The following is a 16,881-nucleotide window of genomic DNA, read 5'->3' on the forward strand; positions in this document are numbered from 1 at the left end:
GTTTTTCAATTTATTGTACTCCATTTATACTGGAGATGTGAAGTAGGGAGGGAAAAGGGATGAGAGCGGAATATTTGGACATTCTGTCTGTACCAAGTATCAGTTCGTCGGAGGAGTACCGGGACGAGATGAGGCGATGTGCGGATCTGTTGCACGCCCTGCTGCAGGAGATCGGGCTGGAGCGGGTGCAGTGTCTGGAGACGAAAGGGTATCCGGTCGTGTACGGAGAATGGCTGCATCAGCCGGGTCAGCCGGTCATTCTGCTCTACGGCCATTACGATGTGCAGCCGCCCGGCGATCCTGGCGCGTGGGAGAGCCCGCCGTTTACGCCGACGATTCGCAACGAGCGCTTGTACGGCAGGGGAGCTGTTGACAATAAAGGGCAGTTGTTTATTCAGTTGGAAGCGGTTCGCACCCTGCTGGAACAGAGGGGATCGTTGCCGTTTAACGTAAAAGTGTTGATCGAGGGAGAAGAAGAGATCGGCAGTCCCAGCCTGCCTGGTTTTTTGGAGCGTCATCAGGCACTACTCGCCTGTGATGCCGTAGTCATCTCCGACACAGCGATGCTGGGCAGCGGGCTGCCGTCCGTTTGTCATGCGCTGCGCGGCTTGCTGCACATCGAGCTGGAAGTGGTGGGGCCGGCTCAGGACCTGCACTCCGGCAGCTTCTACGGTGGTGCTGTGGTCAATCCGCTGCAGGTCGCAGCCGAGCTGATCACGGGGATGAAAGACAAGCAGGGGAGGATCCGGATTGACGGGTTTTACGATCATGTCCGCATGTCAGCAGAAGATCGACGGTTGATCCAGGAGATTCCCTTTGACGAGGCGGCTATCGCAGAGAGGATCGGGGTACCGTCTTTTGGCGGAGAAGCAGACTACAGTCATCTCGAAAAGGTATGGCTGCGTCCTACACTAGAGGTAAACGGCATGGAGGGCGGTTCCGCAAATACGATCATTCCCCATAAAGCGAGGACGTTTCTCTCCTGCCGCCTGGCACCAGGCCAAGATCCGTACGACATCCAGCAAAAAATCGAACGGCATCTGGAGGTTCATCAACCTGCTGGTGTCCGCATCCAGTCATCTTTTAGCGGCCATGCCTATCCGTATCTGCTCGCTGCTGACCATCCGCTGGTGACTGCGGCACTCGCATCGTTGGAAGAGGTATATCAGCGCAAAGCATACCCGATACGTGCGGGAGGCACAATTCCAGTAGTGGAGTGGCTGAGCAGGATCTATGACGTACCGGTCGTCATGCTTGGATTCGGTCTGCCCGATTCCGGCGTACACGGACCAAACGAACAGATGCCGTTGGCGCAGTTTGCAAAAGGGGTAGAAACCTTGGTCAACTACTACCTGAGAATCGGAAGGGAGGGGAAACAGTGGTTGTCTGGAACGAACTGGCACAAGGGATGAGATGTATACGATGCGGCAATCAGTACAGCTTGCAGCTGTATCCGGAGGGGTGTCTATCCTGTCGGCAGGAGGGGGCGCCAGCCAGCTTGACTGTTCGCTACCGGCAGATCTCCAGGCATGCCCGTGATCGCCTCCCGTTTAGCGATTACCCAGACGGTGGAGCAAGCGATACACCGCTCGTCCAACTGCCGGAGTTGGCCGAGCGGTATGGCATCGGCAAAGTATGGCTGAAGCAGGAGGGGAACAATCCGACCGGCTCTCATAAGGACCGGATGAGTCCGCTGGTCATCGCCCATGCCCTCAGCGAACAGAAGCACAGGCTGGTGATCGCGTCCAGCGGCAATGCCGGCGTATCCTTGGCCTACTATGCCCATCAGGTGGGCCTGTCGTGCACTGTGATTATGGCCGGAGACATATCGTCGCAGGTGCGTCATGCGCTGACGAAGTGGGGAGCTGTATTGGTCAAAACCGAGGATTCCGCATCGCGCTGGGAAAAGATGAAGCAACTGGTCTATGAGGAAGGTTACTACCCAGCGACGAACTTCGCGGTTCCTCCTGTCGGCAGCAATCCATTTGGCGTGCAGGGGTACAAGACCGTTGCCTACGAACTGGCTGCTTCTGCTCCCGATTATGTGCTGGTTCCTACAGCTAGAGGTGATTTGCTCTGGGGAATCTATGAAGGATTCTGCGAGCTGCTGGCGATTGGGCAAATCGAGAAGATGCCCAAGCTGATCGCAGTCGAACCATTTCCTCGACTCACTCGCGTGTTTGCCGGGGAGCCGTACACTGCTCAGTTTACCGGGAATACATCCTTGCATTCGATTGCCGGTGGCACGGTGACGTATCAAGCGGCAGCTGCTGTGGACAGATCCGGTGGGACAGCAATTGCGGTGTCGGATCAACAGGCGATCCATGCTCAGGAGGAGGCAAGGTCATGGGGGATACCGCTGGAGCGTTCGGCAGCGTCCGTGATCGCTGCTTTAGACAGGTTGGCCTCGATCGTGAGCTTGACAGAGGAGGATACGGTTGTTCTGGTAGGCACCTCTCGAGGAGAATGGATTTTATAGTCTGGGCTCTTGATTTTTCAAGGGCTCTTTTTTTTCTTTTTGACACTTTTTGACAGGTTGGGGACCACATAAATACACCTTGTCCGACTTTGGTTATTAAACCATTGAAGTGTAAGGGGATGAATATAATCGTCCCCCACAAACATAAAAGGAGTGAGGCGATGTTTACCATAAGGTACCAACCCAACATCCCAGACCATGAATTGAGTCAAATCACTTTAGCTGATTTTGAAGGTGAATACGGGAATGTTCTCTACGGACAATTTGAGATAAATGTCAACGGAAAAACCTATGGTTTGTATGACCCAGATGCTCCAACCCCAATCCTAGAGTTCTTTGAGGAAGAAATCATAGCCTCGTTCGGACTATTAAACGAGGTTGTCATTTCTATGCAACATCACAAATACATTGCCTTAAATACGATCGATGCTCATTTTGCATGGTTTGAATTTATTGCAGAAGGTGAAGACCTTACCGTATATCATGTACAAGTAGAAGAGGATAACATCAGTTCTTTCATTGTAACGGAACCTCTGAATTGTATATCAATATGCTACTGGCAGGAAACGATCACGAAACAGGAGTTTATCGATGAAGTTTTAGACAAAACAGATGAGTTCATTCGTCACATCGAAAAGGTTAATCCTGCGTTGCTCAGGAGTAAAAGTATTCAAGGGCTTCTTGAAAGATGTGGAAAATCCAAGTTGTTAAGGTAGGCGCAGTAGATGATTTTTTTGAACAAACTCGTATGATTACCCGTTCCCCAGTACAGGCAGCTCGGCGGTGGCTGGTTTGACACCATGTGAAGAGGCAGACAGGCTCGTGATGTCGGCTCCCTGCAACACAGCCCGCTCATGGGCCAACAGCCACTCCTTCCGCCAGATCCCCCACGCATAACCAGTGAGACTGCCGTTGCTGCCAATCACCCGGTGGCAGGGAACGAGAATGCCCAGTTGGTTTCTTCCATTGGCATGACCTGCCGCCCGTACAGCTTGTGCACGGTCAAGCAAACGGGCAAGTTCCCGGTAACTCACCGTCTCTCCAAAGGGAATCGAGCAAAGCTGCTCCCAGACCTGTTGTTGAAACGCGGTTCCCTGTGCAGAGAGGGGAACGGTAAATGACAATCTGTTTCCGGAAAAATACTCATTAAGCTCAGAAATGCATTGTTCTATCACCGGAGGTAGGCAAGTCTTTTCTCTCTCCACAGGGACCTGCTCTACAAAACGAACAACCGTGATGGCCTCTGTGGTGCCGTTTATCTCGATCCACCCAATAGGCGATTGGTAAAATGCAGCAATCATTATGACCGAACCATCCTTTCCGTTTCTGGCTCGCGATAGCGGAGTCGGTATTCCGTCGGGGTGCAGCTGGTCTCCCGGTGAAATACCGAGGAGAAGTGGGCGCTGCTGTGGAAGCCAACTTGCTGGGCAATCTCCGTTATCGTTGTATCCGTTGTTGTCAACAGTTGCTTGGCAGCCTCGATCCTGGTCTTGCGCAGATATTGTCCCGGTGACATCTTCATTACGCGCGTAAAACAACGCTGCAGGTAAAACGGACTGACGAACAGCCGCTGTGACATATCTGCCAGCGTAAGCGTTTCGTGATAACAGTCTGTGATCAAACCGACCAGCTTTTTGGCCAACTCTTCTTCAGGAGAGCGCCAGTCCAACTCTTCCGGTCGGCAGCGTTTGCACGGACGGAGCCCCGATTGTCGCGCTTCGTCCGGGTGGTAAAAGATCCTGACGTGATCCCGCTTTGGGGTCCGCGATCGGCAAGATGGTCGGCAAAACACGCCGGTGGTAACCAAACCATAATAAAACTGCCCGTCGTAAGCAGGATCGCAGCTTGCAATCGCCCTCCACATCCAATCATTCATGCAGCATCTCCTCCTGCCTCCAGTATAGCCCCTGTGAAGCCAGGACGTAACCGGTAGAAAATATGAGAGCAACAATCGGAAAATGAAGCACAGACTGAGAAAGAGCTTGACGCAACACTATATATTGATCTAATCTGGTTATATTAAAACTACATATTGTGGGAATAGGTACCTTGAAGCGTGCTTCAGGGTTTAATAGGGAAGTTCGGTGTAACTCCGACGCGGTCCCGCCACTGTGACAGAGGAGTCATAACAAATACGCCACTGGAGACGTCCGGGAAGGCTGTTATGATGATGAGACTGGAGCCAGGAGACCTGCCTATTCTGACAACACTGTGATGTACCTACGGGAGATAGGGAGGTGTTACAAACGTCAGTTTCGCACGCTGGGGTATTTTTGCCTTTTCCTATTTGGTAAAAATACCCTTTTCATTTTGCGCCTACATTTTTGTGCCTACATGACAGGAGGTAGCTGCCTTGTACATTGTCTACGATTCCAAGACGGGAAATGTAAGACGCTTTGTCCAGAAACTTACGATGAAATCAGCGCAGATAGACGAGGCTCTCACACTGGAAAAACCATTTGTGCTGGTTACCTATACGACCGGATATGGCGAAGTGCCGATGAATGTTTTGCAGTTTTTGAGGCGCAACCACCGGCATCTCCAGGGTGTGGCCGCTTCTGGAAATAAAAACTGGGGACAGAACTACGCCAGGAGCGCCGATGTGATTTCACAGCTGTATCGCGTTCCTATCCTGTGCAAATTTGAATTGAGCGGCACCGCGCACGATGTGCGTACCTTTCAAGAGAGGGTGAACCAACTTGCGGCATATTGAGTTAAATCATGAGATCGTGTACCGCCGGGAAGATGGATTTTTTGATTTGGACAAAGACAGAGAGGCGGTTCGCGTATACGAAGCGGAAATCAGCTCATCACAGGTCAGCTTCGACAGCGTGGCAGAAAGAATCGCCTATATGGTGGACAACCATTACTACTATGACGTGTTGAGCCAGTATAGCGTAGATCAGATCGAAGAAATCTACCGCATGGTCAATGATTATGAGTTTACGTTTTCCTCTTACATGGCCATCTCCAAATTCTATCGCGACTATGCGGTCACGAGCAACGATAAGAAGCAGTATCTGGAGACGTATGTGGACCGGATCATCATCGTCGCGCTCTATCTGGCACAGGGAGAAGTCAAAAAAGCAGCCAACTATACCGCAGCGATGATCGAGCAGCGCTACCAGCCGGCGACACCGACGTTTTTAAACGCCGGCAAGGCGAGACGTGGCGAAATGGTGTCGTGCTATCTGCTGGAGCTGGACGATTCGCTCAACAGCATCACCTACAATCTGTCAACCGCCATGCAGTTGTCCAAGCTGGGCGGCGGGATTGCGTTGAACCTCAGCAAGTTAAGGGCGAGAGGAGAAGAGATCAAAGGGATCGCCAATGCATCAAGCGGCGTGATGCCGGTGGCCAAGATTCTGGAAGATTCGTTTTCCTATGTGAATCAACTGGGTCAGCGCAAAGGAGCAGGAGCGGTCTATATCAATATCTTTCACTGGGATGCCAATGAACTGTTGGACAGCAAGAAGATTAATGCGGACGAAAAGTCGCGCTTGCAGTCGCTCTCGATCGGCCTGATCTGTCCCGCCATCTTTTTTGAACTGGCTGAGAGAGATGAAGACCTGTATGTGTTTGCTCCCTATTCCGTCTATCAGGCATACGGACGGCACTTTGACGATATGGACCTGGATCAGATGTATCACGAATTGCTCCAGCATCCAGATGTAAAAAAGAAGCGGCTGATGAGCGCCCGCGAAATGCTGGTGAAGATCGCGATGATTCAATTGGAGAGCGGCTATCCCTACCTGATCTTTCTCTCCAATGCCAATCGACAGCACCCCTTAAAAGGGGTGGGCCGGATCAAAATGTCCAATCTGTGTACGGAGATTTTTCAATTACAGGAGACGTCCACGATCAACGACTACGGCGTAGAGGACATCATCCGCCGGGATATTAGCTGCAACCTGGGCTCGTTAAACATTGCCAATGTGATGGAAACGGGGCTGATCCGCGAATCGGTCCACACCGGCATGGAGATGCTCACGGCCGTATCGGACATGACCAGTGTTAGCAATGCGCCGGGGGTGCAGAAAGCCAACGCTGAGCTGCACTCGGTCGGACTTGGAGCGATGAATCTGCACGGCTATCTGGCCAAGAACGGCATCCCGTTTGAAAGTGAAGAGGCGAAAGATTTTGCCAACACCTTTTTTATGATGGTCAACTTCTACAGTCTGGAAAAGTCGATGCTGATCGCCAAAGAGCGGCAGACGATGTTTGCCGGTTTTGAACGATCCGATTATGCGACAGGAGTGTACTTTGCGAAATACCTTGCACAGGAGTATGCTCCGCGAACGAAGAAGGTGGGCGCTTTATTCGAGGGGATCTCGATTCCTGCACGAGCGGATTGGCAGCGGCTGAAAGAGGAGATTCAAACCTACGGCCTCTACCATGCCTATCGATTGGCGTGCGCGCCAACCGCTTCCATCTCCTATATCCAGAATGCCACTTCTTCGGTCATGCCGATCGTGGAGCAGATTGAAACCAGAACGTACGGAAATGCCACCACGTACTATCCGGCTCCATTCTTGGCGAAGGAGAATGTCCTGCTCTACAAATCAGCCTACAACATGGACATGTTCAAGCTGATTGATCTGATTGCGGTGATCCAGCAGCACATCGATCAAGGGATTTCCACCATCTTGTACGTCAACAGCGACATTTCTACGAGAGAGTTGGCCAGATACTATATTTATGCCAATCGACAGGGGCTAAAAAGTCTGTACTATACGCGAACGAACAAAAGGGGAATAGAGGAGTGCATCGCGTGCGCGGTGTAGAAGGGAGGGGTGCAAGACATGCGGGCTGTCAACTGGAACAAACCGGAAGATGAGTACTCCCGAATGTTCTGGAATCAAAGCATTCAGCAGTTCTGGACAGAGGAAGAGTTCCCGGTCTCATCTGACAAAAACACATGGATCGAATTGTCGGATGCCGAGCGGGATGTATTCAAAAAGGTGTTGGGTGGACTAACCCTGCTGGACACGAAGCAAGGAGGAGAGGGGATGCCCTTGATCCTGCTTCATGTCGACAACTTGCAGGCAAAATCGGTGCTGGCTTTCATGAGTGCGATGGAGGAAATCCACGCTAAGTCGTACAGCCATATCTTTACTACGCTTTGCACCGCCGCAGAAATTGACGAGCTCTTTTCCTGGGTCGACCAGCACCCTCTATTAACTGCAAAAGCGGATCTGATTACAGGCTGTTACCGGAAGCTGTTCAAGCCTGATGCGAGCGGCAAAGAGATCTACATGGCGATGGCGGCAAGTGTGCTCTTGGAATCATTTCTGTTTTACAGCGGCTTCTTCTACCCGCTGTATTTGAGCGGTCAAGGAAAAATGACGGCCAGCGGGGAGATCATCAATCTGATCTTGCGGGACGAAAGCATTCACGGCGTGTTTGTCGGCTTGCTGGCCCAGGAGGTTTTCGCTGGATTAGCGGAGCAAGCGCAGCGAGAGGTCCTTGCCGAGCTGTACGATTTGCTGGAGCGGCTATACACGATAGAAAAGCAGTATACGGCGGAAATCTACGAGCTTGTTGGCTTGCAGGATGAGGTGGTCAAGTTTATCCGCTACAATGCCAATAAAGCCCTGATGAACCTTGGGCTGGAGCCGCATTTTGAGCATCAAAAAATCAACCCGATCGTAGAGAACGGGTTGAAGACAGATACGAAAAACCACGATTTCTTTAGTCTCAAAGGCAACTCCTATCATCGGGCGACCCGTGTCGAAATGCTGCGAGATGAAGATTTTTTGTTTGATCGGTAGGAGAAATAATGTGGAGACATAGGTGAGGGGGAAGGGGAGAAGCCCCTTTCCCCACTCCGTCCACATTGTTGATAGCTAACCAGCACTCAGAGAAAAGGTTCACTCCGTTGAGTGGGTTGGCAAACACGTCGATTCGACCCGCCCTTATTGGGCAAAGGCACGCAGCATCCATACGTGCTTCTCCAGCTCCGCTTTCAGGTCAAGCAACAGGTCCTCTGTCGTATGATCATTCAGGCTCTCCGCCACTTCCGCACCCAGGCTGGCTTCATCGATCAGCAGGGAAAAGTCGTCAATCAAGGCCTGGACCATCTCTGCTGCTGTCTCATTGCCGGCTGCTTCCCGGATGCTGGCTAGTTCAAGTGCTTCCCGCAGAGTCGCGGTTGGTTTTTCTCCGATCGCCAGGACCCGCTCCGCCAGCTCGTCGATGTGGCGGGCCGCTTCCCCGTAAAACTCCTCGAACTTAGCATGCAGCGTAAAGAACTGCGGTCCTTTCACATTCCAATGGAAGTTGTGCAGCTTGAAATGCAAGACGGTCCAGTTCGCTACCTGTTTATTGAGCATCACTACGATTTCATTCATCTGGTTATCGCTCCCTTATTTATAATAATTATTATATAGAAATAAATATAAAGTAAATCTTGCTGCATGTCAACATAAAAAAAGAAGCTCCAAAATGGAGCGGTCCATCAACCCGATGTGTCACCATACCATCGGTTTATACAGCTTTGCGCAGCGGTTGCAGCAGATAAGCGAGCCAACATCCCCCACTGACAACCCCTGCTGTTAAAAAACAAGTGGTGGAATGAGCCCAGTCAGCGAGAAAACCGGCAGCAAACATAAAAAATGGGGAGAGCATGCGAAAGAAGGTCCCTGTCATGCCTGTAATCCTGCCGATCAACTCTTTTGGTGTGCTTTCCTGACGGAATGACCAGATGAGGATAGACATAACCGTCGTCGAAAGTCCGTACCCAAAAAGGGAAACAGCCTCCAACACAAGCGATGAAGCAGGGCATGCCATCGCGAAAAACACCAACGTCGTACCCAATATGGATAATCCAAACAGCTTGCCTGTGCCCAGCTCTCGTCTCCATTTTCCGACGGCAAGACTTCCTGCCAAACCGCCTGCTCCCATGATGGAGAGCAGAACGGCTACATCTGTATGGGATAACTGCAGCGTGTCTTTTAAGTGAAAGATGAGCACAGAGCTAAACAGCCCGCACGTCCCGTTCATGACCATGTAAAAAAGAGTCATATGCCATAGAATCACATTGCTGCGAAGATTTCGCCAGCCCTGTTTTAGATCAAGCCATACGGACTGTGATGGTGCTGGTGGAGCCCCTTTATCCGGTATGGGTAAGGCATGCGATAAGATGAGCGCCAGGCCAAACATGGCGATAGAGAAGAGAAGGCCATCTGGCATGGTAGCGAGAAATAGAATCAGACTTCCGATGATCGGGCCAAGGATGGTGATCGACGTACTCAGGAAAGAGAAGGAAGCATTTGCCGCTGTCAGTTCTTCCTTGGGCAGGATGATTCTCATCATGCTGACTCGCAGATTTTCAAAGCAGTAGTTCCACAGGGACAAGAAAAAAACAATCATCACAAACATCGATGGACTTGCTTTTCCCAACTTGATCGAGATAAACAGAATCAGCAGCAGGAGGATTTGGCTCCATAACGATAGGCGCTGCAAGTGCCGCTTGTTGACGCGATCGACCATTACCCCGACCCAGAGTCCTGCCAATAAGAGGGGCAGCATTTCCATCGCTCGCATGGCAGCCATCGCTATCGAGGAGCGCGTCAGTTCGTACAGAAGGAGCGGCAGAAGAAAAGTGTTGACCGTTCCCCCAAACAGAACCATGGCCGTCATGATGAAGAGAGCAAAAAAGCTGCTGTTTTTCCAAAGGGCTATGTTTGAAACGTTCATTCATGTGATGCCTCCCGAAACAAAAGATAATCGCGATTCAATTGGAGTATAAAACAGCAAAACCATAAGTACTAATTTGCATTTGTTATGTTTCTATTACTATTTTTTATATAATGATTACAGCAACGGACGATCTTTCGTTGGGGAGGTGAGTGGTTCCTCATGTTTGTGCTGAAAATCGGTGGCAGTCTGCTGACTCATAAGGACAGATACTGTACTCCGAACCATGACGTTTTGGATGCCTACGCCAGAACGCTATCCGAGCATTGGCCAACTTTCCGCGGACGTCTCGTGTTGGTTGTAGGCGGGGGTTCTTACGGCAATCAAGTTCCCGTACGATATGCTCTGACCGATGCAACGGAGCCTTGGCAGTCGATCAACGTGATGACGATGACGACGAAGATGTTCGAGTGGCTGACGATCATAGCGGATACCTTGAGAAAACACGGCGTCCCCGGCTATCCCTTCCAATCAAGCAGTTGGATCACGACTAACGATGGGGTTCCTGCGACCGTCTCCACACAGCCGATCCTGCACGCCTTGGAGTTGGGACTGCTGCCAGTACTGTCCGGGGATTTGGTCTTTGATGCTGCGAAGTCGTTTGTCATTTTTTCTAGTGATCAGATCCCGGAACTACTGGTGGATTCTCTGCCGATTCGCCGTGTAGCCATGTTGACGGATGTGCCTGGCATCAAGAGTGGCCATCAACCAGATGAAATCGTGCCGCTCGTAACGGGAGCAAACAAGAGAGATGTTTTGCAGCTGACGGGAGCTTCCACTCATCCCGACGTTACCGGTGGCATGAGGAACAAGTTGACGGCAGCCTTGCGTCTTGCAGAATGCGGAGTAGAGAGTGTCATCTGCGACGGCACAAACCCGCAAGTGATGATGTCCGCTTTGGTAGATGACCCACCTCCAGGCACTCTGATTCGGTTTGACAGAGAGTTGGACTCGCCAGAAGAAGGAGGGGACAGCCGGTGAACTTGTATGCCTTGTCGATCTTTACGTCTGTCGCCTCCAAAGGCAGTTATACCAGAGCGGCCGAAGAATTGAACCTGACGCAACCTGCCATCTCTGCCCAGATCAAAAAACTGGAGCAGGAAGTAGGCTTACGTCTGTTCACGCCCCATGGCCGGGGAATTCAACTGACAGAAGCAGGCAGGTTTTTATTCCAATCGGCTCGTCGACTCTTCGCCTATGAAAAAGAGATGGAATACCAGTTAGCCAAATGGAAGAGCGGTCAGATCGGCAGTCTGCGGATCGCCGCGTCCAATCTTCCGGCAAACCGGCTCGTCCCGCTGTTGATGGGAACATGTAAGCAGCGGTTTCCGGAAGTCGAAGTGAAACTGCACAGCACAAACTCTACGAACGCGATAGAACTACTGCAGGATTTTCAGGTGGACGTTGCCATAACGGGTGGGGAGTCCCGGGGATCAAGGACGGATCAGTGGTGTTTGTATCGTGAAGAACTTTGGTTCATCGTACACGCCAATCATCCCAAGTCCAATCAGATCGTTTCTTTGCAAGAGCTGCTGCAGGAGCCATTTGTGGTGCGGGAAAAAGGAAGCACGACCCGAGAAGCCTTGGCTTCGTTGTGCCGTCTCCACCAACTGCCATTTCCCGACATCGGTATGGAATTCAGTGGAACCAACGAAGGCATACAGGCTGTGCTGTCCGGTTACGGAGCGATGCTGGCGCCGTCACTGATGGTGCAGGACGAGATCGCCCGCAAACGGCTTGGGCGGGTTTGGATAGAGGGTGTCGATGTCCAGGTTCCCATCTACTTGCACGTCCGAAAAGGGGAGGAGATGTCCCCTGTCGTGCAACAATTTACTCACTTTTGTTTGAATGAAGATATCGCCAAGCTTGTTGCCCCCTCCCGCTAATCGGGATTCAGGACTGTGACTGCTTTCCAAAAGAACACATCAGGTACAAAGTTTGACATGGATATCGATTCGGTTTACCTGCATAATGAAAACCAAGATCACGAGCAGGGTGATAACGATGAGAGAAGAGTTGGCTCAGGAATATCGAAGAGGAATCCAACTGCTGAAACAAATCACGGAACCGCTGTCGTACGATACTCACCTATACGCCTCGGGGCCTGTGGTGCAGGGGGGAGAGCAAGCATTCTCACTGCCTGATCCATGCCCGATTGTGGAAAAGTCGCTAGCTACGGGCGTTTCCTTCCTGGTTCAGGACAAGCAGAATCATACGCTCTGTTCAGACTGTTCCCGGCAGGCAGAGTGCCCGATCACGACAGCTGTCTTTTCACCAGTGTTCTCCCAAACCCGCTCCAACCTGGTGCTGGTGGCGGTACCTGGCGAGACAGACGGATCGAGCTGGTTTCGTAATCATCTGCAGGAAGTGGCAGAATATAACTACGTGCTGTGCGATCTGCTCTCCGACGCGTTGGGGATGACGCGCGTAAGCCGGGAGCTCCAACTGCTGAAAAAAGAAATCAGCGCGCTGCTCTCGCTCTCCAGAGAGGCTGTTCTGGTGCTCAATCCGGACGGTGTGATCCTGGAGGCAAACCAACCGATGTGTCATGTACTCGGAAAGTCCCGACTCCAACTGCTCGATAGGGAGATCACAGAATTGATTCCCAAAAAGGATTGGCATCGTGTCAGGCAGCGAAAAGACCTGGACAATACCTTGATCACCCCCCTGCCTGACTGGCAAAAAAAGGACTGTGTCTGGAAAGTACGGGTCAAGTCGGTGTATGACTCAGGAAAGCTATCTACCATTTTGCTGTTGGTACATGAGGAAAAAGCACCCACCAAACGAAACCCGCAGCTGCCGCATCGGGCGATGTACCGGTTTGATGACGTCAAAGGGACAAGCTCTGCGATCAGGTCGGTAAAAGAAATGGCCAAACGCATTGCGCCCAGTGAGACGACGATCATGATCCGCGGCGAGAGCGGTACGGGCAAAGAAGTGTTTGCCCAGGCGATTCACGACGCCAGTCGGCGCAGGGAAGGTCCGTTTGTGGCGATCAACTGTGCGGCCATCCCGGAATCTTTGTTGGAGAGTGAACTGTTCGGCTACGAAGAGGGGGCCTTTACCGGTGCGCGCGGCAGCGGGAAGGCAGGTCGCTTTGAACTGGCCCATGGCGGGACGCTCTTTCTAGACGAGATTGGTGACATGTCCCTGCATCTGCAAGCCAAACTCCTGCGGGTTGTACAGGATCGCAAGGTGGAGCGAATCGGCGGCACACAGGCGATTGAAGTGGACGTACGGCTCATCGCTGCCACACACCGCAACTTAGAAAAGATGGTCGCCGAGGAGACGTTTCGAGAAGACCTGTACTATCGGTTAAACGTAATCCCCCTGACGATCCCGCCGCTGCGTGAACGGAAGGACGATATCCCGATCCTGGTGGAGTATTTCATGAAGAAAATCTCAGAGGATCTCATCCGTACACCGAAGCGTCTGTCCACGCAGGTCATGGAGCGGCTGTTGCACTATGATTGGCCTGGCAACATCCGTGAATTGGAAAACGTGGTTGAACACTTCGTGCAACTAGAGATTGGAGATTTGATTACGCTTCACAGTCTCCCTCAACAGCTGCGCAGTGCCAACACGGATACGTCAACTGCGGCCAAACCGCGAGCTTCTAGACGGGGCAGCGAAGCACAGGAAAAAGAAGCGATCGTGCGTCTGCTGGATCAGTATGGCCGGGACACGGAGGGAAAGCGAACCGTGGCAGAAAAGCTGCATATGAGTCTGCCTACCTTGTATCGCCGGATGAAGAAGTGGCGAATCAAGTGAGCCAGCTTATTTTTATCACACGATAAATTGATAAAAAAGGAGAAAGATTGAGAAAAAAATAATAAATAAGCGATAATCTCTCTGTTTCTCTAAAAATAAACCCTCTTATTTGAGAATCGAGCTGATAAAAAAATCGCAGAATCTGGAGGGAAAGAGGAAAAGGCTGCGTTTGTAAAGGGATTGCAGCCTTTTTATCATGTTGGCACAAAAGTTGCTTATACTGTCTGTCTATCAGAAAGGGGTACGATCATGGTCTGGACGATACGGAAAAGGGACATCCCCTTTTTCGCCATGGGAGCCCAGTTTCTGGGTTCTGGCGGCGGAGGAGATCCGTTTACCATGCAGCATTTGGCCCAGTCGGTGATGAGCGATACGCAGGAGATTGTGATCCGCTCCTTTCAAGAGCTTTCGATGGAAGAACGGGTCGTAGCGATCGGGACGATGGGCTCATCTGCTGTCTGCGATGAAAAGATGTCGACCGGTGATGAGGGCCTGGATGTGCTTCAGCGGTACGAAGAGGTGACGGGTCAGACCGTCGATCTGATCGTGACGGAAAATATCGGCGGGGCTAATGCCTTGATCCCTTTTATCGTGGCCGCTCAACGAAACCTGTCGATCTTGGATGGCGACGGGATGGGGAGGACCTTCCCCGAGATCCACATGACCTCTTTTCATGTGATGGGGGTACAGGGTGCTCCGCTTGTGATGGTCAATCAACACCGTCGCTTTCACGTCTTGGAGGACGAAGATACGCTGCGTTTGTCCGAACAGGCCAGACAGCAGGTACAGGCGATGGGAGGGATCGTGTACACGGCATGCTACGGGATGGCCGGCAGAGAAGCGAGAACAGCCACGATTCCCAATACGATGCAGCTGATCTATGAGTTGGGCCGATTGTTCTACAACCGGCAGGACCTTGCCAGCTGTCTGGAGCAGATGCACGTCTGCCTGGCCAATTCTGTCTACGGTACGCCCCGTCGCTTGATCCAGGGCAAGATCCACTCGATCAGGAGATGGTTTGTCAACGGTTCAATTGAGGGAAGGTTCGAGATTCTTGGTACGGAGCAATGGGATGGTCAAATCATTGAAATCCACTTTGGCAACGAATATCTTGCAGCCAAGCGAGGAGATCAGTACCTCTGTCTGACACCGGACCTGCTGCTCGTCCTCGACGAAGAAAACCTCTCTCCCTGCCTGGTCGACAAGCTCCAGGAAGGACTGCCGGTGAGCGTGTTTGCCATTCCCGCCCCCAATCTGCTGCGCACTCGGGACATGCTGCAGCATGTTGGCCCGCGTGCCATGGGTATTCCCGCCGACTATATGCCGACTGAACTGCTGGCGATGGAGGCGAATGGCGAATGAAACTAGGGATCGATGTAGGCGGAACCAATACCGACGCCGTGATCATCTCCAATGAAGGACGGTTGATCGGCGAGGCGAAACAAGCGACGACATTTGACATCCTGACCGGGATTCGCCGTGCTGCCGGTGGGGTGATCCGGGAGGTCTCCCTTGACCCTCGACACATCCAGGGGATCTTTGTCGGAACCACACATGTGCTCAATGCCTTGTACTACGGAAAAGGTCTTACCGACACCGCCCTGATCCGCATCTGCCCCCATCCATCCAAGATGAGAGCGGGAGAGGGATGGCCTGAGATCCTCAAGAGGCGAATCAAGCTGACAGAACAGGTTGCCGGTGGGTATGAACTGGACGGGTCCAGGCAAAAAGAGATTGACTTTTTTGAAAAACGGCAAGCTTTGATTACGCGTCTGGCGGAGAGCGGCTGCCGCGCAGTGGCGATTGTCGGCACCTTTTCACCGCTCTACCAGCAGGAAGAACAGATGCTCGCGGCCATCATCCAGGAGGCTCTGCCCGATCTATCAATCAGTTTGTCTCACCAGATCGGCAGTATGGGCTACCTGGAGCGGGAAAATGCGACGTTGTTGAATGCGATGCTCTCCAACGTGATGCAAAGCGCGATCAACGGATTGTCCGGGATGTTTGAGGAACTGGGCTTTCACTGTCCTTATTGGTTCGTACAAAACGACGGTTCCCTGATGTCCCTGGAGATGGCGGCTTCATTCCCGATTCTGACGATCGGTTCGGGGGTGGCTAACAGCTTGCGAGGAGCATCCTACCTGACCGGTCTGCGGGATTGCGTAGTGGTCGATATGGGAGGCAGTACTACTGAAGTCGGGCTTGTCACCGGCGGGGAGCCACAAGAGCTGACGCGGGATGTAAACGTGATGGGAATTCGGATGAACGTCCGTCTGCCCAAAGCCACCTCACTGCCGTTTGGCGGAGAAAGCCGGATCGTTTTTGTGGAGGGGCAACCGACGTTTGAAGCGATGCTGAGTCACCGGCAACAGCAAGAACAGCAGATCGATGAGCGTGGATGCACCCTGACCGATGTATTTCTGCAGTTGAATCCACTGGCATTTGGCTATCGCTACGAGCGGGATCCTGCCGCAGAACAACTCTCTCGTCGGGAGACGGAGCAGGTGGTCAAGCACGCGACTGATCAGCTGCGGCAGACGATCGACCGGGTGCAGCCGGCCAAAGAGAAACTGCCTGTCGTGCTCGTCGGCGGTGGCAGCCCGCTGCTCGTTGACAGACTATTCAACAAATACGGGGAGACGATTCACCCCGCCGGCTTTCAGATCAGCAATGCCGTGGGTGCGTGCATGGCCCCGGTCAGCTCGCAAATCGACCGCATCTATTGGCTGAACAATCGGAGCAAGGAAGCGGTGCTGGACGTAGTAAAGCAGGAAGTAATCGAGGAAGTGGAACGAAGCGGCGGGATCAAAGAGACGATCCGGCTGGTGCAGGTGGAAGAGATTCCGTTTGACTACTATAAGGGCGAAGTGATCCGTTTTCGCCTGAAAGCTGTTGGGCAGCTGCGTTTGTAACGTCAGACTGCCTGCCATAGG

Annotated in this window: 14 protein-coding genes, 1 pseudogene and 1 riboswitch; of the genes and pseudogenes, 11 read left to right on the forward strand and 4 right to left on the reverse strand. The window is 52.2% G+C overall.

The features are described 5' to 3' along the window. Window positions 1–59: 59 nt before the first annotated feature. From LOK74_RS22625 to LOK74_RS22635, 3 genes are all read left to right on the forward strand, one after another. On the forward strand, window positions 60–1,412 hold the full coding sequence (locus LOK74_RS22625) for a dipeptidase (RefSeq protein ID WP_230044257.1): 1,353 nt from the start codon (window positions 60–62) through the stop codon (window positions 1,410–1,412). Next, window positions 1,379–2,479 carry a threonine synthase gene (locus LOK74_RS22630; protein WP_230044258.1) on the forward strand — a complete coding sequence of 367 codons (1,101 nt, stop codon included), beginning with the start codon at window positions 1,379–1,381 and terminating at the stop codon, window positions 2,477–2,479. Before LOK74_RS22625 ends, LOK74_RS22630 begins: the two co-directional genes overlap by 34 nt. A 161-nt stretch (window positions 2,480–2,640) precedes the next feature. Then, window positions 2,641–3,195, forward strand: a complete 555-nt coding sequence (locus LOK74_RS22635; protein ID WP_230044259.1) for a hypothetical protein — start codon at window positions 2,641–2,643, stop codon at window positions 3,193–3,195. Window positions 3,196–3,330: 135 nt separating this feature from the next. On the opposite strand, the pseudogene LOK74_RS22640 reads toward LOK74_RS22635, so the two are convergent. Then, window positions 3,331–3,780: pseudogene (locus LOK74_RS22640) on the reverse strand (methylated-DNA--[protein]-cysteine S-methyltransferase); the annotation flags it as partial. Continuing rightward, window positions 3,780–4,355: a bifunctional transcriptional activator/DNA repair enzyme AdaA gene (locus LOK74_RS22645; protein ID WP_230044260.1), complete on the reverse strand. Its 576-nt coding sequence runs from the start codon at window positions 4,353–4,355 to the stop codon at window positions 3,780–3,782. The gene LOK74_RS22645 and the pseudogene LOK74_RS22640, both read right to left, overlap by 1 nt. Window positions 4,356–4,504: 149 nt before the next feature. Continuing rightward, window positions 4,505–4,692: riboswitch (cobalamin riboswitch) on the forward strand. Between the two features lie 140 nt (window positions 4,693–4,832). Between LOK74_RS22645 and nrdI the strand changes: the two genes are divergently transcribed. The 3 genes from nrdI to nrdF are packed head-to-tail and all read left to right on the forward strand — an operon-like array spanning window position 4,833 to window position 8,250. Further along, window positions 4,833–5,192, forward strand: coding sequence for a class Ib ribonucleoside-diphosphate reductase assembly flavoprotein NrdI (gene nrdI / locus LOK74_RS22650; protein WP_230044261.1), 360 nt, complete (start codon window positions 4,833–4,835; stop codon window positions 5,190–5,192). Continuing rightward, window positions 5,179–7,263, forward strand: coding sequence for a class 1b ribonucleoside-diphosphate reductase subunit alpha (gene nrdE, locus LOK74_RS22655; protein WP_230044262.1), 2,085 nt, complete (start codon window positions 5,179–5,181; stop codon window positions 7,261–7,263). Before nrdI ends, nrdE begins: the two co-directional genes overlap by 14 nt. Before the next feature lie 18 nt (window positions 7,264–7,281). Beyond that, window positions 7,282–8,250 carry a class 1b ribonucleoside-diphosphate reductase subunit beta gene (nrdF, locus tag LOK74_RS22660; RefSeq protein WP_230044263.1) on the forward strand — a complete coding sequence of 323 codons (969 nt, stop codon included), beginning with the start codon at window positions 7,282–7,284 and terminating at the stop codon, window positions 8,248–8,250. A 144-nt stretch (window positions 8,251–8,394) separates the two neighbouring features. Here the strand turns inward: nrdF and LOK74_RS22665 are convergent, their stop codons facing one another. Together LOK74_RS22665 and LOK74_RS22670 are read right to left on the reverse strand one after the other, a co-directional pair. Further along, a complete protein-coding gene (locus LOK74_RS22665) occupies window positions 8,395–8,829 on the reverse strand; it encodes a Dps family protein (RefSeq protein WP_230044264.1) in 435 nt (144 codons plus the stop codon). Window positions 8,830–8,965: 136 nt separating this feature from the next. Further along, entirely contained in the window at window positions 8,966–10,177 is a 1,212-nt protein-coding gene (locus LOK74_RS22670) for an MFS transporter (RefSeq protein WP_230044265.1), read from the reverse strand. 162 nt (window positions 10,178–10,339) lie between these two features. Here LOK74_RS22670 and LOK74_RS22675 point away from each other — a divergent pair, with 162 nt between their 5' ends. From LOK74_RS22675 to LOK74_RS22695, 5 genes are all read left to right on the forward strand, one after another. Continuing rightward, window positions 10,340–11,158, forward strand: a complete 819-nt coding sequence (locus LOK74_RS22675; RefSeq protein ID WP_230044266.1) for an isopentenyl phosphate kinase — start codon at window positions 10,340–10,342, stop codon at window positions 11,156–11,158. After that, a complete protein-coding gene (locus LOK74_RS22680) occupies window positions 11,155–12,063 on the forward strand; it encodes a LysR family transcriptional regulator (protein ID WP_230044267.1) in 909 nt (302 codons plus the stop codon). The genes LOK74_RS22675 and LOK74_RS22680 overlap by 4 nt, the downstream gene beginning before the upstream one ends. Before the next feature lie 118 nt (window positions 12,064–12,181). After that, entirely contained in the window at window positions 12,182–13,948 is a 1,767-nt protein-coding gene (locus LOK74_RS22685) for a sigma-54 interaction domain-containing protein (protein ID WP_230044268.1), read from the forward strand. A gap of 249 nt (window positions 13,949–14,197) precedes the next feature. Beyond that, window positions 14,198–15,310, forward strand: coding sequence for an S-methyl thiohydantoin desulfurase family protein (locus LOK74_RS22690; protein ID WP_230044269.1), 1,113 nt, complete (start codon window positions 14,198–14,200; stop codon window positions 15,308–15,310). After that, window positions 15,307–16,860 (forward strand): hydantoinase/oxoprolinase family protein, encoded by a 1,554-nt coding sequence (locus tag LOK74_RS22695; RefSeq protein ID WP_230044270.1) that lies wholly within the window; start codon window positions 15,307–15,309, stop codon window positions 16,858–16,860. The genes LOK74_RS22690 and LOK74_RS22695 overlap by 4 nt, the downstream gene beginning before the upstream one ends. Window positions 16,861–16,881: the final 21 nt, after the last annotated feature.

Source organism: Brevibacillus humidisoli, assembly GCF_020923435.1.
In the GTDB taxonomy this organism is placed as follows: Bacteria; Bacillota; Bacilli; order Brevibacillales; family Brevibacillaceae; genus Brevibacillus_E; species Brevibacillus_E humidisoli.

Bases quoted from the DNA above. Each gene is read 5' to 3' on its own strand.
- LOK74_RS22625 (WP_230044257.1), top strand. From the start codon at position 60: ATGAGAGCGGAATATTTGGACATTCTGTCTGTACCAAGTATCAGTTCG.
- LOK74_RS22635 (WP_230044259.1), top strand. From the start codon at position 2,641: ATGTTTACCATAAGGTACCAACCCAACATCCCAGACCATGAATTGAGT.
- LOK74_RS22645 (WP_230044260.1), bottom strand. From the start codon at position 4,355: ATGAATGATTGGATGTGGAGGGCGATTGCAAGCTGCGATCCTGCTTAC.
- nrdF (WP_230044263.1), top strand. From the start codon at position 7,282: ATGCGGGCTGTCAACTGGAACAAACCGGAAGATGAGTACTCCCGAATG.
- LOK74_RS22665 (WP_230044264.1), bottom strand. From the start codon at position 8,829: ATGAATGAAATCGTAGTGATGCTCAATAAACAGGTAGCGAACTGGACC.
- LOK74_RS22670 (WP_230044265.1), bottom strand. From the start codon at position 10,177: ATGAACGTTTCAAACATAGCCCTTTGGAAAAACAGCAGCTTTTTTGCT.
- LOK74_RS22675 (WP_230044266.1), top strand. From the start codon at position 10,340: ATGTTTGTGCTGAAAATCGGTGGCAGTCTGCTGACTCATAAGGACAGA.
- LOK74_RS22685 (WP_230044268.1), top strand. From the start codon at position 12,182: ATGAGAGAAGAGTTGGCTCAGGAATATCGAAGAGGAATCCAACTGCTG.
- LOK74_RS22690 (WP_230044269.1), top strand. From the start codon at position 14,198: ATGGTCTGGACGATACGGAAAAGGGACATCCCCTTTTTCGCCATGGGA.
- LOK74_RS22695 (WP_230044270.1), top strand. From the start codon at position 15,307: ATGAAACTAGGGATCGATGTAGGCGGAACCAATACCGACGCCGTGATC.